The organism is Spongiibacter marinus, assembly GCF_016906995.1.
Classification (GTDB): domain Bacteria; phylum Pseudomonadota; class Gammaproteobacteria; order Pseudomonadales; family Spongiibacteraceae; genus Spongiibacter; species Spongiibacter marinus.
Genome location: NZ_JAFBBD010000007.1, coordinates 197,560 through 213,122, shown reverse-complemented (window position 1 = coordinate 213,122; position 15,563 = coordinate 197,560). Strand labels below are relative to the sequence as shown.

The 15,563-nt window shown below is 56.6% G+C and carries 19 protein-coding genes and 1 tRNA gene; all 20 read right to left on the bottom strand.

Features of this window, described 5'->3' with window-relative positions:
• Positions 1–189: 189 nt before the first annotated feature.
• Positions 190–1,065 (bottom strand): lysophospholipid acyltransferase family protein, encoded by an 876-nt coding sequence (locus HNR64_RS12425; protein WP_204996757.1) that lies wholly within the window; start codon positions 1,063–1,065, stop codon positions 190–192.
• A 229-nt stretch (positions 1,066–1,294) separates the two neighbouring features.
• Positions 1,295–1,369: transfer RNA gene (locus HNR64_RS12420), tRNA-Lys, on the bottom strand.
• Between the two features lie 78 nt (positions 1,370–1,447).
• On the bottom strand, positions 1,448–2,119 hold the full coding sequence (queC, locus tag HNR64_RS12415) for a 7-cyano-7-deazaguanine synthase QueC (RefSeq protein WP_204996756.1): 672 nt from the start codon (positions 2,117–2,119) through the stop codon (positions 1,448–1,450).
• Positions 2,120–2,134: 15 nt separating this feature from the next.
• Positions 2,135–2,782 (bottom strand): 7-carboxy-7-deazaguanine synthase QueE, encoded by a 648-nt coding sequence (gene queE, locus HNR64_RS12410; protein ID WP_204996755.1) that lies wholly within the window; start codon positions 2,780–2,782, stop codon positions 2,135–2,137.
• A gap of 152 nt (positions 2,783–2,934) precedes the next feature.
• Positions 2,935–3,729: a tol-pal system protein YbgF gene (gene ybgF, locus HNR64_RS12405; RefSeq protein ID WP_204996754.1), complete on the bottom strand. Its 795-nt coding sequence runs from the start codon at positions 3,727–3,729 to the stop codon at positions 2,935–2,937.
• A gap of 18 nt (positions 3,730–3,747) precedes the next feature.
• Positions 3,748–4,245, bottom strand: coding sequence for a peptidoglycan-associated lipoprotein Pal (gene pal, locus HNR64_RS12400; protein ID WP_027874345.1), 498 nt, complete (start codon positions 4,243–4,245; stop codon positions 3,748–3,750).
• 72 nt (positions 4,246–4,317) lie between these two features.
• Complete coding sequence (tolB, locus tag HNR64_RS12395) at positions 4,318–5,613, bottom strand: Tol-Pal system beta propeller repeat protein TolB (protein ID WP_204996753.1); 1,296 nt, start codon at positions 5,611–5,613, stop codon at positions 4,318–4,320.
• Complete coding sequence (locus HNR64_RS12390) at positions 5,613–6,374, bottom strand: energy transducer TonB (protein ID WP_204996752.1); 762 nt, start codon at positions 6,372–6,374, stop codon at positions 5,613–5,615. Before HNR64_RS12390 ends, tolB begins: the two co-directional genes overlap by 1 nt.
• 2 nt (positions 6,375–6,376) lie before the next feature.
• Positions 6,377–6,817, bottom strand: coding sequence for a protein TolR (gene tolR, locus HNR64_RS12385; protein ID WP_027874342.1), 441 nt, complete (start codon positions 6,815–6,817; stop codon positions 6,377–6,379).
• An 11-nt stretch (positions 6,818–6,828) separates the two neighbouring features.
• Positions 6,829–7,503, bottom strand: a complete 675-nt coding sequence (gene tolQ, locus HNR64_RS12380; protein WP_027874341.1) for a protein TolQ — start codon at positions 7,501–7,503, stop codon at positions 6,829–6,831.
• Positions 7,504–7,531: 28 nt separating this feature from the next.
• Positions 7,532–7,948 (bottom strand): tol-pal system-associated acyl-CoA thioesterase, encoded by a 417-nt coding sequence (ybgC, locus tag HNR64_RS12375; protein ID WP_275587353.1) that lies wholly within the window; start codon positions 7,946–7,948, stop codon positions 7,532–7,534.
• Complete coding sequence (ruvB, locus tag HNR64_RS12370) at positions 7,945–8,964, bottom strand: Holliday junction branch migration DNA helicase RuvB (RefSeq protein WP_204996751.1); 1,020 nt, start codon at positions 8,962–8,964, stop codon at positions 7,945–7,947. Before ruvB ends, ybgC begins: the two co-directional genes overlap by 4 nt.
• Positions 8,965–8,981: 17 nt before the next feature.
• The gene (gene ruvA / locus HNR64_RS12365; RefSeq protein ID WP_204996750.1) at positions 8,982–9,581 is read right to left on the bottom strand and encodes a Holliday junction branch migration protein RuvA; all 600 of its coding nucleotides are present in this window, start codon (positions 9,579–9,581) and stop codon (positions 8,982–8,984) included.
• A complete protein-coding gene (gene ruvC, locus HNR64_RS12360) occupies positions 9,578–10,120 on the bottom strand; it encodes a crossover junction endodeoxyribonuclease RuvC (protein ID WP_204996749.1) in 543 nt (180 codons plus the stop codon). Before ruvC ends, ruvA begins: the two co-directional genes overlap by 4 nt.
• A gap of 68 nt (positions 10,121–10,188) precedes the next feature.
• Positions 10,189–10,935, bottom strand: a complete 747-nt coding sequence (locus tag HNR64_RS12355; protein WP_204996748.1) for a YebC/PmpR family DNA-binding transcriptional regulator — start codon at positions 10,933–10,935, stop codon at positions 10,189–10,191.
• 40 nt (positions 10,936–10,975) lie between these two features.
• Entirely contained in the window at positions 10,976–12,745 is a 1,770-nt protein-coding gene (aspS, locus tag HNR64_RS12350; RefSeq protein ID WP_204996747.1) for an aspartate--tRNA ligase, read from the bottom strand.
• A gap of 56 nt (positions 12,746–12,801) precedes the next feature.
• The gene (locus HNR64_RS12345; RefSeq protein ID WP_204996746.1) at positions 12,802–13,041 is read right to left on the bottom strand and encodes an FmdB family zinc ribbon protein; all 240 of its coding nucleotides are present in this window, start codon (positions 13,039–13,041) and stop codon (positions 12,802–12,804) included.
• 224 nt (positions 13,042–13,265) lie between these two features.
• The gene (locus HNR64_RS12340) at positions 13,266–13,661 is read right to left on the bottom strand and encodes an HU family DNA-binding protein (RefSeq protein WP_027874333.1); all 396 of its coding nucleotides are present in this window, start codon (positions 13,659–13,661) and stop codon (positions 13,266–13,268) included.
• Positions 13,662–13,869: 208 nt separating this feature from the next.
• Entirely contained in the window at positions 13,870–15,069 is a 1,200-nt protein-coding gene (lhgO, locus tag HNR64_RS12335; protein WP_204996745.1) for an L-2-hydroxyglutarate oxidase, read from the bottom strand.
• An 8-nt stretch (positions 15,070–15,077) separates the two neighbouring features.
• Positions 15,078–15,503, bottom strand: coding sequence for an HIT domain-containing protein (locus HNR64_RS12330; protein WP_204996744.1), 426 nt, complete (start codon positions 15,501–15,503; stop codon positions 15,078–15,080).
• Positions 15,504–15,563: the final 60 nt, after the last annotated feature.

The following is a 15,563-nucleotide window of genomic DNA, read 5'->3' as shown; positions in this document are numbered from 1 at the left end:
CGAGACAAACCTGGCGCCTCGCCAGCATTATTATGATTATGTTGATCAATACTGACCCAAAACCCTGGCTGTGGATTGTCTGCCAATGCCACGCAGTGTCCCACACCGCCAAATACACTATACGGTATATTTGCTACGTAGATATCGACGAACAAAAAAAAATGCCGGGCTTAGCCGACATTTTTAACATTAAGCGCTGAGCACTCGCCGCCAGAATTTATCTTTGAAGCGCTGCTGAGCGCGCTTGAGAAACAGCGAGGAGATCATCCCTTCAATCGTTTCAGCAACCTCGCTGCGAATCGCCATTTGCTGTGCCTTGCTGGGCACTTTGCCTTTGTATTCGCTCAGATCAACGGGGTCGCCAAACTGAATAAAACAGCGCTGGGGTTTGGGCAACAGCGTACCGAACAAGCCAACCGGAATCGGCCCCATCAGATCAGTGCGGGAGTTTTCATTTAACAAGCCAAAACGGGTGAGCAATTTACCCAGCAGCGAGTTTGGCAGGTCGCGACCTTCCATTAAGTGGCGGTAAAACTCCTCCGGGCCCACTACCGCCGTGGGAATAATGGTATAGCCATGCTTAGCGGCCATGCGCACAAAGCCGGTGCGCTCTTTCCACTGCAGAGTGTATTTCTGGTCGGCTGGTTTGGTGGCCTCGTGGGCACCGCCGGGAAATACCAGAATATCCTGGCCGCCTTCCATCAGCGCACTGCACACCTCTGGGTGGCCGATGACCGCGCCCTGGTTAAGCAAGAACTGCTCATTGACGCTGTTCCACATCCATTTATCGCTTAAGGCACGCAAAAAGCGGCCATGTTCTGCCAGCATCGGCAGGCCGAGAATCGGGCCATCGACCGCGTAGATGGAATGGTTAGCGACAAACAGGCAGGGCTTGTCTGGCAGTTTGTCGGCATCGAGAAACGTCGGGGAAAACAGGTATTTGAGCAGTTTATATACCCAGTCCCGCGCGGGGTGGGTGGGCGGTTCAACCGCGATTACGCGCTCGATGTAGCGCTGCATATCTTCGCCCTCGTAGGGCACATAATCCTTGTCGTTGATACTCATAACGCTATGTCATGCCTTTTTCGGTTGTAGTTCGCCCCGCCCTCGTGGCGGGTCGTACGCTTACGCAATAACTCCATGTCTCGTTGCGCAACGCGCCAAGAATACCGAGACAGCGCAGCTACATCGACGTTTTATTCGTCAATAAATACGCACTTGGCGAAATTCGTGTCGGAAAAGTAAGCGGCAAAAAAAAAAGCACTGCAAATGCAGTGCTTTCTTCGGAATTTGATGGTGGGCCGTGATGGATTCGAACCATCGACCAATTGGTTAAAAGCCAACTGCTCTACCACTGAGCTAACGGCCCCGAAAGAGGCGCTTATAATACGGATTTTGAGATCAAAAACAACAGCATAAGCATAAAAAAATTGTTTTTTTTACCCGATTAACGATAGCGCGTCGGATCGCTGACACCGGCCTCGATAAAGCCTTGTCGACGCAGGTGACAACTGTCGCAACGCCCGCAGGCATAGCCTTCATCATCGGCCTGATAACAGGATACGGTGAGGCTGTAATCCACACCCAGGTCAGTGCCCAAACCAATGATCTGCGCCTTGCTGAGGTCGATAAGCGGCGTGGCGATATGCATGGCCTGCCCCTCTACCCCCACTTTTGTGGCGACATTCGCCAAGTGTTCGAAGGCGTCGATAAAGGCGGGGCGACAATCGGGGTAGCCGGAATAGTCCACCGCGTTCACGCCAATGTGGATGCTGTTGGCGCCGATTACCTCGGCCCAGCCCAACGCGATGGATAAGAACACGGTGTTGCGCGCAGGCACATAGGTGATAGGTATGCCTTCGCCACCGGCATCGGGCACATCAATACTGGCGTCGGTCAGCGCCGAGCCGCCAATGCTGCTCAGGTCCAGTTTGATAATCTTAAATTCTTTCGCGCCGTGCGCATCGGCAACGCGGCGGGCGGCAATCAGTTCGGCGTGGTGGCGCTGGCCGTAGTCAAAGGCCAGGGCATAGCATTCATAACCATCGGCGCGGGCCTGAGCGAGCACGGTGGCGCTGTCGAGACCGCCTGATACCAATACAATTGCTTTCTTTGTCACTACTCTGCCTATTGCTTAATGTCCGGGGGCGTCCTGCCATAGAAGTTTGTGTAGCTGAAGCTGGAAACGCACCGGCAAGTTGTCGCCGATGATCCAGTCGGCGAGGTCGCGCGCCGGCAACTGTTCAAAACTCGGCGAAAACAGCACCTCGCCAACGCGCTCCGGCAACCGGTGCTGGTCGACCTGGAAACGCGCCCAGTCGTAGTCGTCGCGATCACAAATAACGAACTTCACCTGGTCGTTTGCGCCGAGGTGGTCGAGATTTTCCATCAAATTGCGGTGTTGTTCGCCCGAGGCAGGGGTTTTTAGATCCACGACTTTCGATACGCGTGGGTCGACATCGGCAACGGGCATGGCGCCACTGGTCTCCAGGGACACCTCGTAACCGGCATCGCACAGTGCCCGCAATAAGGTTAAGCACTCCGGCTGGGCAAGCGGCTCGCCCCCTGTTACGCAGATGTACCGCGGCGAATAACTGGCAACCTGCGCAAGAATGTCGTCGATGCTGCGACGTTCACCGCCGTGAAAGGCGTATTCGGTATCGCAGTAGGTGCAACGTAGCGGGCAACCGGTTAAGCGCACAAAGACGGTGGGCAGGCCAATGGTTCTGGACTCGCCCTGTAAAGAGTAGAAAATTTCGGTAATTCGCAGACTGGCGCTCATGCTTGTGCCGCTCCGGGTGAAACGGCCTGGCCGTTAGACGGGCTGGTAAACCCAAAGGGCGCTATTTTAAGAGCTGAGCCGCCCGAGGGCAACGCGCAGCGAATGCGGTGGCTCTTTATGAGTCACTATTGGCTATTAGCAACTCTTGGCTGTTAGTAATTCTTGCGCAGGAATTCGCGGGCTTTTATCACCGCCGAATTACCGGTGTTGCCGTAGCGGTCGATAACATGGGTGAGCATTTCACGCGCTTTGTCTTTGTCATCCTGCAGGAAGTAGACCGTTGCCAGCTTGTACATGGCGGCGGGTACTTTGCCGTTTTCGGGGTAATCGGCTAACAGCTTTTGGAAAGCGGCAGACGAAGCCTCCAGGTTTTGTGGTGAAATCGCCACATAGAGCTCTCCCAGCCAATACCAGGCATTAGGCGTGTAGCGCTCGGAGGGATAGGCTTTTACGTAGGCTTCGAAGGCGGTAATGGCGTCGGTGTATTGGCGCGCCTTCACCAGGCTGTATGCCTGTGCATAGTCGACCGAGGGTTTGCCGGTAAGGCCATTATCGGTGCTTGCCGGAGCAGGTGCCTCAGTGCTTTGTTGATCTGCCGGTGCAGTGCTTGTCGCAGGCGCCGCAGCGGGAGGAAGCGCGTCAGTAGCAGAAGGGGCAGCTGCCGCCGCGCCACCCGCCACACTACTGAGCCGTCGATCCATATCGATATAACGGTCCAGACTTTGTTGCTTCAATTGACGAAGCTGATGCCCCTGCTCTTCTACCGTTCCACGCAGCGCCATAATCTCTTGCTGGAGCTGCTGAAGCTGCTGGTAGATGCCCGCTTCCAGGCCCGCCCCGGCATTGTTGCGCCGGTTTGGGTCATTGATATCCTCCACCGGAGCCTGAGCCCATACCGAAGGGCCAGACGCCAGCAGGGCGATCATCACGGTTTTTTTCAGTTGCATCAGCTTGCCTTATTTCTATTACTTAAGTTCTACGCGACGGTTTTTAGAGTACGCAGACTCAGACTGACCGAAAGCGATAGGACGCTCTTCACCGTAGCTTACGGTTTCAATACGGTAGCGAGCAATGCCGTTGATTGCCATGTAGTCGGCAACAGAGTTGGCACGACGCTCACCCAGGGCCATATTGTACTCGCGAGTACCGCGCTCGTCAGCGTGACCTTCCAGGCGAATAGGGCCAGTGGTTTTTTGCAGACGGGCAATCTGTGCATCCAGGTTACGGCGCGCTTCAGCAGTCAGCGTGGCTTGGTCGAACTCGAAGTAGAAGATGTTTTCCAGAACCACTTCTGGCTCTTGCGCTTCGTATGCCGACACATCAGATTCCATGCTCTGAGTTGGCTCAGAGTAGGTGTTCATATCGCTGGTTTGGCCGCTGCTGTCAGTATCGTTTGACGCACAACCTGTGAGCAAAGCACCGGCTAAGGCAACACCCAGGAACAACTTAGATTGGTATTTCATTGTATTTCCCCACTTGCAAAGTTTACTTTCAGTAGCAGATAAACCATTTATCTGCAGGATTTTATCCGGCCACTACTTATACAGAAAAGGCGACCACGCCGGCTCACGCACATCTCCAAACCGGGATGGCAAGCGGTAACGCACACCGCCATCCACAGATACTGCTGCCAACACCCCTTTGCCGTTGTACGTTGTAGAATACAACAACATACTGCCATTGGGAGCGACACTGGGCGATTCATCCAAGTCGGTGGAGGTTAGTATTTCCACTCGGTTGCGCTTGAAGTCCTGCACGGCAATATGAAACCTGCCCTGCACCCTGTGTACCATAACCAGTCCCAAGCCGTCGCCCAATATTCTGGCGCGGGCATTGTAGTCACCTTCAAAGGTGACACGTTCGACACTTCCTGACGCCAATTCTACTCGGTAAATTTGCGGTTTGCCGCCTCGGTCCGACGTAAAATAGATCGACTTTCCATCCGGTGCCCAAGCGGGCTCAGTGTCGATGGCAAAGTGATTGGTCACCTTTTTCAGGCTCTGGCTTGCCAGATCCATCACGTATATATCGGGGCTACCATCTTTAGATAGCACCATGGCCAATTGTTTTCCATCCGGCGAAAATGCCGGAGCACCATTGAGACCGCGGAAATTCGTTAATTGTTTCCGTTGGCCGGTCTGCAAATTATGTAAATATATCGCAGGACGCGTCGTTCTGAATGAAACATAGGCAATATTCTTGCCATCGGGTGACCATGTCGGCGCCAAAATTGGCTCCATGCTGTCGGCCAACACCTCCTCACCCACACCGTCGATATCGCTTTTCAGCAAACGGTAGCGAAAGCGGTTGTCCCCTTCACGCACCGCCGACACATATAACAGCTGAGTACGGAAAGCCCCGCGAACATTGGTTAACTTTTCGTATATCCGGTCGCTAATGGTGTGAGCGAGAAAGCGCACTTTGTCAAAAGTCTGCGACTCTTCCCCCTGCAGGATGCTGCGCTGGGTATTAACATCAAGCAGCTCGTAGCGGGCGACCAGGTTGTTGTCGCGGCCAAAACTCAGCTCACCGACCACCACATAGTCAACACCGAGGCTTTTCCAGTCGCGGTAGTAGACTTCGTTGGCATTGGCCGGACGACTGAGCATGTCGGCGCGACTCAATGGCTCGAACAGACCGCTGCGGTGCAGGTCGCGTTCAACAATGGATGCCACATCCTCGCGCAGGGTCACGCCGGCCTTCCAACCAAATGGCACAACGGCGATGGGCACGGGGTCGTCTTTGCCCTCATTAATTTCAATGGTGAGGTCAGCGACGCTCGGCAGCGTCCACAGCAGTAGGAACAGCGTTATTATTAGCGGTTTTCGCATTATCGTCTCAAATCAGTTGGCTCAAATTTAAATTGGAAATGGCGGAATTTCCGCTCGTAGGCAGCGCGATTTTGCTGGGCGAGCTCACCCAGCTCAGCGATTTCTCCCAGACCTTTGACAGCGCGTAAGGCAGATTGATCAAACGCCTCGTTGCCGCTGCCTTTGACTACTGAGGCGCTAATAATTTCCCCTGTTGGCAATGTGCGAATGGCAACCGTCACGGACATACCATTGCGGGCGCTGGGCGGACGCGACCAGTTGTTTGTTACCAGCTGGGCGATAAGCTGCTCGTAACTGCTAACCAGCTCGGCTTCCTCCAACGCGGCATCCTCAGACGCCAGCGCCGCCGCCAATTCCTCTTGTTGCTGTTTGCGAATCTGCTCCTGCAGCGCGCGCTGTTTGGCCTCTTCCGCCGCTTTCTCAGCCGCTTTTTTCTGGCGAATTTCTTCCGCTGTTGGCCCCTTGGGCTTGGGAGCGGGCTTCGGCTTGGGTTTAGGCTTTGGCGCAGGCTTGGGCTTTACTTCCGGTTTAGGCTTCACCACCGGCTTTGGTTTAGGCGCGGGCTTGGGCTTGGCTGGCGGCGCGGGTTTAGCGCGGCTGGGCGGGACTTTGTCGATAACCAGCTTCGCCTGAATCACCACCGGCTTTGCCTTAAGCTCCTGGCTGTCGCTAATACCGGGCAGGCCAATAAGCAACACGGCAGCCACTAGGCCGTGCAGCAAAAGTGTGACCATTGCCGGAATTAAACGGAAGCCCTGCATGTTTACTTGCGCCCCGCCGCCGGCGGCTCTTCGGTAATCAAACCTACCGATGGCGCGCCAGCGCCCTGCAATACGGCCATCGCCGCCACCACCGCGCCGTACTCCACGGCGTTGTCGCCGCGTACCATCACCGGCGTTTTGGGTTTGTTGCGCAGGATTTTACTGAGCTTTTCACCGATCTCGGCCAGCGGCACCGGCTCGCCCTGTTTGTCCGGGTCGCCAAGGCTCACATAGTAGCGGCCGTTTTTATCTACCGAGACTATGATCGGGTCATCATCGGTGGGCGGTACCGGCTCGGTCGAGGCCTCGGGTAAGTCAACCTGCACCCCTTGAACCAACATCGGCGCGGTCACCATAAAGACGATCAACAGCACCAGCATTACGTCGATATAGGGGACGACGTTAATGTCCGACATGGCTTTGCGTTTATTGCGACGACTCATGTCTGTGCCCCTTAGCGCACGTGAACCTGGCGGTGCAGCAGGCTGGAGAATTCGTCGGCAAAGGTTTCATATTTGCCCATATACGAATCCAGCTTGGCGGAAAAACGGTTGTAGGACATCACCGCTGGGATCGCAGCAATCAAACCCATTGCCGTTGCCACTAGCGCCTCAGAAATACCCGGTGCTACCGTCGCCAGTGTGGCTTGCTGTACCTGCGCCAGACCGTGGAAAGACCCCATAATGCCCCACACCGTACCAAGCAGGCCGATGTAAGGGCTGGTGGAGCCGACCGTTGCCAGGAAGGGCAAGCTCTTTTCCATGTGTTCTTCTTCGCGCGAAATGGCAACGCGCATGGCCCGCTGACAGCCTTCCATCACGGCGTCGGAGTCGATATTGCGCTGGGCCATGCGGCTGAACTCTTTGAAGCCGGCGCGGAAGATGCTTTCCATGCCCACTGCCAAGCCCTGCTTGTTGCTGCCTTCTTGATAGAGGGTGTTCAAATCGCCCCCCGACCAAAACTGCGCCTCAAAGCGCTTCATTTCCCGCTCGGCCATGGAGAAATACATCACCCGCTGGGCAATTGCATACCACGACAGCAGCGATGCCAGCACCAAAATAGCCATGATCGCCTGCACAAACAGGCTGGCCTGACTAATCAGCGTAATAATGGACAGGTCTTGCTCCACAGCAGCTCCCCTCTGAATCGAATTTTTGTTACTGAGCGGCTTCGGCCTCGGCGGCCAACACCTGATAAATAGTCTTTGGCAATCGCCTTGCCCGCCCGACAAGCGGGTCGACACAAGCGATCTGTATGCATGCCTCGCACAGTAACTCTTGGTCGCGATAGACATGCTGTTCAAACATTAGTGCCGTCGGACGCAGAGATTTTATATTTGCCGTGACGCGCAGCACATCATCCAGCTTCGCCGAGGCGTGGTAGCGCGCCTGCACGTCGCGAACCACCATGAGCAAACCATCATCGGCCATAGCAGCTTTCGCAAAGCCGCGCTCGCGCATATATTCGGTTCGCGCCCGTTCCATATACTTCAGATAGTTGACATAGTAGACGATGCCACCGGCGTCGGTGTCTTCGATGTAGACCCGCAGTGGCAGCGAGAATTCCGCACTCATTGGTCGGCCCCGTCTGGCCGGCTCAATCCGAAATGCTGGTAAGCGTGGTTAGTGACCACGCGACCACGCGGTGTGCGCATAATGTAGCCCTGCTGTATCAAGTAGGGCTCGAGCACATCCTCGATGGTGCCGCGCTCCTCACTGATCGCCGCAGCCAGGCTTTCAATGCCCACGGGGCCGCCGTCAAATTTTTCGATCATGGCCAGCAGCAGGCGGCGGTCCAGATGGTCGAAACCGCGATTGTCGACATTGAGCATATTCAGCGCTGCATCGGCCACGTCGGCACTCACATTGCCATCGGCTTTGACCTCCGCGTAGTCGCGAACACGCCGCAACAGGCGATTGGCAATACGCGGTGTGCCGCGCGAGCGCATGGCGATCTCTTTGGCGCCGTCGTCGTCGATGGTCATGCCGAGAATCGCTGCCGAGCGGCTAACAATGGTCGACAGGTCGTTGACGCCGTAAAACTCCAGGCGCTGAACAATGCCAAAGCGATCGCGCAGCGGTGACGTCAGCAGTCCCGCACGGGTCGTTGCGCCCACCAGAGTAAAGGGCGGCAGGTCGAGCTTGATCGAACGCGCCGCAGGGCCTTCGCCGATCATAATATCGAGCTGGTAGTCCTCCATCGCCGGATAGAGAATTTCTTCAATATGGGGGCTGAGGCGGTGGATCTCGTCAATAAACAACACATCGCCTTCATCGAGATTGGTCATCAACGCCGCGAGGTCGCCGGCCTTTTCCAACACCGGGCCTGAGGTAGTGCGCAGCGACACGCCCATTTCATTGGCCAGAATATTGGCCAAGGTGGTTTTACCCAGCCCGGGCGGGCCAAAGATAAGGGTGTGATCAAGAGGCTCGCTGCGGCGGCGCGCGGCATTAACGAAGATATCCATCTGCTCGCGAACCGCTTGCTGGCCGATATAGTCCTCGAGACTTTTCGGGCGAATGGCGCGGTCAAAGCGCTCCTCGGCACTTTCGGCGGGCTCAGGGGCAATCAGGCGATCGACTTCTATCATAGTGTTTTCCAGCGTGATTAGCTGACCATATTCTTCAATGCGGCGCGAATCAGCGCTTCACTCGTTTGCCCTTCAGTATCCAGCGCGCTTATCGCCTTGCTGGCCTCCTGAGGTTTGTATCCCAAGGCTACCAGAGCGGCTTCAGCCTCGGCCAACACCGCCGACGCCGAGGGCTGTGCAGCCACCGCGGGCGAGGCCGCCGCAGCCGGCGCCCAGCTTTCCAGGCGGTCTTTCATTTCCATAATCAGCCGCTCTGCGGTCTTCTTGCCCACGCCGGGCAGCCGGACCAGCGATGCGGTGTCGCCCTCTTGCACACAGCGTACAAAATCGTCGCTGTCGATGCCCGACATCACCGTCAAGGCAAGCTTGGGGCCGACGCCGTTCACTTTGATCAGGTCGCGAAACAACTGCCGCGAGCGGGTGTCGCTAAAACCGAAGAGTAACTGGGCGTCCTCGCGGACAATAAACTGAGTGTAGAGCGACACCTCTTCGCCCAGCGGCGGCAGGTTATAGAGGGTGGTCATCGGCACCAGCACTTCGTAACCGAGGCCGTTGATATCCACTACAATTTCCGGGGCCTGCTTTTCCAACAGGACACCGCGCAAACGAGCAATCATGAATTTACCTTAGCGCTAAGTCGACCGCGACGCAGGCGCGCCGCGGCAAGGGGTTCTGACATACTGTGTAGGCCTTCGCGGGCATGGGCGTGGCAAATGGCTGCGGCCAGGGCATCCGCGGCATCTTCCTGGGGCGCTGCCGGCAGTTTGAGCAAGACTTGCACCATATGCTGGATCTGATCTTTATTCGCAGCGCCAGTGCCCACCACCGCTTTTTTTATTTGTCGCGCGGTGTATTCGGCAACCGGGATATCTTCAGACACGCAGGCCACCACCGCGGCGCCGCGCGCCTGCCCCAGCTTAAGTGCCGAGCCCGCACTTTTGGACATAAACACCTCTTCCACCGCGGCTTCATCGGGACGGTACTCGTCGATAATGGTCGACAGGCTGCGGTAGATAATTTTAAGACGCTCGGGCAGTGCGCCCTGTGGCAAGCGAATGACACCACTGCTGACATAGCGGTGACGACGGCCTTCAATCGAGATCAGACCAAAGCCCGTTTTCTGCGAACCGGGGTCGATGCCAAGAATAATTGTCATAGCGTATCACTGTTCGAAACTGCGCCTATTATGCACAGATCACACAGCGAAATGACAATCACACTTGCCTACTCAAGCTCGGCAAGCACGGCATCGGGGATGTCGGCATTGGTATAGACATTTTGCACATCGTCGAGGTCTTCGAGCATGTCCACCAAGCCCATTACCTTCTCAGCGCCGGCTCTGTCCAAGGTCACGGAGGTGGAAGGCTGCATGATGACATCGGCCGACTCGTGCTCCAGACCCGCCGCCTGCATCGCGTCTTTTACCGCCAGAAACTCTTCCCAAGGGGTAAGCACTTCGACGCTGCCATCGTTATGATCAATCACGTCGTCGGCACGGGCCTCCAGCGCCACCTCCATCACCCGTTCTTCATTAACGCCGGGCGGGTAGAGAATCTGCCCCAAGCGATTAAACAAATAGGCGACCGAGCCGTCGGTGCCGAGGTTGCCACCGCGCTTACTAAACGCATGGCGCACATCCGCAACCGTGCGATTGCGGTTGTCAGTCATGCACTCCACCAGTACGGCAACACCACCAACGCCGTAGCCTTCGTAGGTGACTTCGTCGTAGTTATCACCCTCGGCATTGCCGGCGCCGCGCGCAATGGCTTTGTCGATGGTGTCGCGCTTCATGTTGGCGCCAAGCGCCTTGTCGACCGCTGCGCGCAGCCGGGGATTGTCTTCAGGCTGTGGGCCGCCCGCTCGGGCGGCAACCACTAACTCGCGAATCAGCTTGGTAAATACCTTGCCGCGTTTGGCGTCCTGCGCCGCTTTGCGGTGTTTGATATTGGCCCATTTGCTGTGACCCGCCATAGCTCCCTCACTCGGCGGCCCTACCCTGCCGCCGTGTTACTTACTCTTCGTTTTTACGCAGACGAATGCTCAACTCGCTGAGTTGACGGGTTTCTACCACGCCGGGCGCGTCGGTCATCACACAGGCCGCTGTTTGCGTTTTAGGGAAGGCGATCACGTCGCGAATCGACTTCGCGTCGCTCATCAGCATTACCAAGCGGTCCAGACCGAAGGCCAAACCACCGTGCGGGGGCGCACCGTATTTCAGTGCGTCGAGCAGGAAGCCAAATTTTTCGCTGGCTTCTTCGTCGCTGATCCCCAGTACGCGGAATACCGCTTCCTGCATGTCTGAGCGATGAATACGGACCGAGCCGCCGCCCAGTTCGGTGCCGTTGAGCACCATGTCATAAGCAATAGACAGGGCGTCGCCGGGCGCATTTTCCAGCTCTTGCGGGCTGCACGACGGCGCCGTGAAAGGATGGTGGAGGCTGGTCCAACCGCCCTTGTCATCTTCTTCGAACATGGGGAAGTCAACCACCCACAGCGGCGCCCACGCGGCGGTGTAGAGGTCGAGGTCTTCACCCAGCTTGCAACGCAATGCACCCAGGGCTTCGTTAACGACTTTGGCGCTGTCGGCGCCGAAGAAGATCAAGTCGCCATTTTCTGCAGCGACACGCTCCAAGATCGCCGCGCGCACCGGCTCGGGCAGGAACTTAACAATGGGTGACTGCAAGCCGCCTTCCAGGTCCGACTTGTCGTTGACCTTGATATACGCCAAGCCCTTCGCGCCGTAGATACCAACAAACTTGGTGTATTCATCAATTTGCTTACGGCTCAGCTTATCGTTGCCGCCGGGCACTTTCAGGGCGGCTACGCGGCCTTTGGGGTTGGTTGCCGGGCCAGAGAATACTTTGAACTCGACTTCGGCCATCAAATCGCCAACGTCAACCAGCTCCAGCGGGATACGCAGGTCTGGCTTGTCGCTACCGTAGCGGTTCATTGCCTCGGCGTAAGGCATGTGCGGGAAGTCGCCCAGATCCAGGTCCAGCACTTCCTTAAACAGATCGCGAATCATGCCTTCGGCGACAGCCATAATCTGCTTGTCGTCCATAAAGGAGGTTTCGATATCGATCTGGGTAAATTCAGGCTGGCGATCGGCGCGCAGGTCTTCGTCGCGGAAGCACTTGGCAATCTGGTAGTAGCGGTCGAAGCCAGACACCATCAGCAGCTGCTTAAACAGCTGAGGTGATTGAGGCAGCGCGAAGAATTTACCACCGTGGGTACGGCTGGGTACCAGGTAGTCGCGCGCACCCTCGGGGGTCGCACGGGTCAGAATGGGCGTTTCAATATCCAAGAAGCCCTGCTCGTCCATGTAGCGACGCAATACCGAGGTCACCTTGGCGCGCAAACGCAATTTATCGGCGATCTGCGGGCGACGCAGGTCAAGGTAGCGGTAGCGCAGGCGAACATCTTCGCCAACTTCGGTGTGATCGTCGAGCTGAAATGGCGGCGTCTCGGATTCATTGAGAATCTCGATCTCTTTACCCAGCACTTCGATCTCGCCGGTCTTCATATTGGGGTTAACGGTGGCTGCATCGCGAGCACGTACACGGCCGCGAATTTTTAGCACGTACTCACTGCGCACCCGGTCTGCGGTAGCAAAATGCTCTTCGGTATCGGGGTCAAACACGACCTGGACTATGCCCTCACGGTCGCGCATATCCAGAAAGATAACCCCACCGTGGTCGCGGCGACGATCCACCCAACCGCAGATCGTGACGTCCTGATCGATGTGCTCGCTTCCGAGGCTCCCGCAAAAATGGCTGCGCATTGATTCTTTCCTGCTTCTGTAAAGTCATAAATGGGCCGCAATTGGCGGCCCCTGAATTAGCTATCTGATCCCGACGAGGCTCCGCCGTCGCCAGCTAGATTTTTCTTCTTTCCACCCGATTTAAAATCGGTTTCATACCAACCACTGCCTTTTAGGCGAAAACCGGCCGCTGATATTTTCTTGACCAGCTTGTCGGCATGGCACTGCGGACACTCAACTAGCGCCGGATCACTCATTTTTTGCAAGGCTTCCAGCTCGTGCTGACAGGCCTGACACTGATATTCATAAATGGGCACTGGAATCCCCTCCAATACAAATCATGAAAACGTGACCTTCTGGAAAAACCGTCGGGCACAACCACAGGTAGAAAAAGGAGCGGGATTATAACGCAAAGCAGTGCCGGCGATAAACGCAGTACAGCGGGAATATGTCGATCAGTGCAGAAGGGTTAAAAACCTACAAAAAAGCCGCACCGATACGACGGAATCGCACGTATCGGCGCGGCTTTTGACGCCTGGGCTTAGGAGGCGAAGTCCTTGAGCTTTTTCAGTGGGCGTACTTTTACCGCCACACTAGCGGGCTTGGCTTTAAACGTGGTCTCTTCACCGGTAAAGGGGTTGATACCCTTGCGCGCTTTGGTGGCAGGCTTTTTCACGGTGGTAATTTTCATCAGGCCTGGAATGGTAAATTCGCCCAACGAGCGCTTTTTAATGCTGCGTTCGATCAGCACTTCGAGCTCTTCCAGCACGCTGGCCACTTGCTTGCGGCTAAGTTCGGTGTTGGTGGCAATCTCGTTGAGAATCTGGGTTTTGGTCATCTTCTCACTGAGTGCCGTCATTTTGCGCTTGGGGGCAGCCTTCGCCGCCGGTTTTGCTTTGGCAGCGGCCTTTTTCGGAGCAGTTTTACGTGTCGCCATAGGGATCAGTCCTGTTCAGGGAAAGTTTATTATTGCTCGGTAAAAGTTGGCACTGAGCCGATACCGCTTCGCTGCTGCCCGGGGCTTCGCAAAGAAGCCTGCACGCAACAACGAGGCCGTGCCTCGCACTACTAATAGTCGATTGGCCTCGGCAAAACAAGGCTTAAATACGACATCCGCACAAAAACCCCTATTTTTTGCGTGGAATTTATCGACGAGCCAACACCTGGGCGGCGATATGCTCCCCGATTAGCAGGGCCGACGTCGCTGCCGGCGACGGCGCATTGCCCACATGAATACTGCGAGCACTCTGCAAAAAGTGGAAGTCATTGAGCAGCTCACCGCGTCGACTAACCGCTTGAGCCCTGACCCCGGCAGGGGCAGGCAGCAGGTCATGTAACTCAATCGCCGGACAGTATTGCTGCAGCCCTTTGAGGTAATGGCGCGCCGAATACGCATTATGCAGCTCGCGCAGACCGGCGCGTGGGTGACTAGCCAACAGGCGCCAAAACCCCGGAAACGATGCCATTTCTCGCAGTGAGGCAGCATCGATATCCCGGCGGCGATAGCCCTCTCTCGCCAGTGCGAGCATCGCATTGGGGCCCGCCAACACGCCACCGCCTACCCTGGGTGTTAGGTGCACACCCAAAAAAGGCAGCGTGGGGTCGGGCACCGGATAAACCAAGTGGGGCACCCAATCGTCGCAGCGCGGTGCCAAACGATAGAATTCGCCACGAAAGGGAATAATGCGAAAATCACAATCGATGCCCTGCAGTCGCGCCAAGCGGTCCGACATTAATCCCGCACAGCAAAGCAGCTGTCGCGCGTGAAACGTCTGCTCGCCGCTGCCCACGACGATCTCCGATGTGCGCTCATCAATACGATCCACCGGCAAGGCGCAGCGCAGCTCTGCCCCTGCGCGCTGCACGTCGTGTAGTAACTGGCGACAGATAGCGGCGTAATCAACAATGGCCGACTCCTTCACCGACAGCGCCGCCACGCCGGCGAGCATTGGCTGGCGCTCGCGCAGCTCGCCGTCACTCAACCACGTGGGCGCAAGACCATTTTGCCTGGCCCGCGCTTCGAGCGCTCTAAGGCCCGGCACTTGCTGGGGCGTCGCGGCGACAATCCACTTGCCACACTGACGGAACGGCAGCGCGTGACGCTGACAAAAATCCCGCGTTTGCTGTAAGCCCTCTCGGCACATGCGCGCCTTGAGGCTTCCCGCCGGGTAATAGACGCCGGCGTGCACCACACCACTGTTATGACTGGACTGATGCTGAGCCGGCGCAGATTCTTTTTCTATGATCAACAAGCGACACGCTGGCCACTGACGAAGAATCTGCCAGGCACTCGCCGCGCCGACAATGCCTGCGCCTACCACTATGACGTCGTAGCGTGCTGCCATGGCAACGATTAGGCCGCTGAAAACTCAGGGTCTGCGGCAAAAGCCTGACGCAGTTCACTCAGACGCTGGGCAAGCGCGGCCTCGCTGTACGCCTGCGGCGGCAGCTGCCCCCATACCGGTTTGGGCCAACAAGGGTCATCTGTAAAGCGGGCGATATGATGAATGTGCAGCTGCGGCACCATATTGCCGAGGGCGGCAATATTCAATTTCTCGGCATTAAATTGACGCGTCAGAATGGCGGCAGCCAGGTCGGACTCACGGCAGTACTGAGTGCGCTGCTCGGCAGAGAGTTCAAAAAGCTCTCTCAAGCCCGCCTGACGTGGCACAAGAATCAGCCACGGATACTGGCTATCATTCAATAACAGCACACGACAGAGCGGTAAATCGCCGACGACAGCGCAGTCGGCAGCCAGTTGTGGGTGCAATTCAAACATCTACTTTCTCCATTAAACGCGGCCCACCCTGTACCGGGCTGGCTATCAATCGTAAAATGC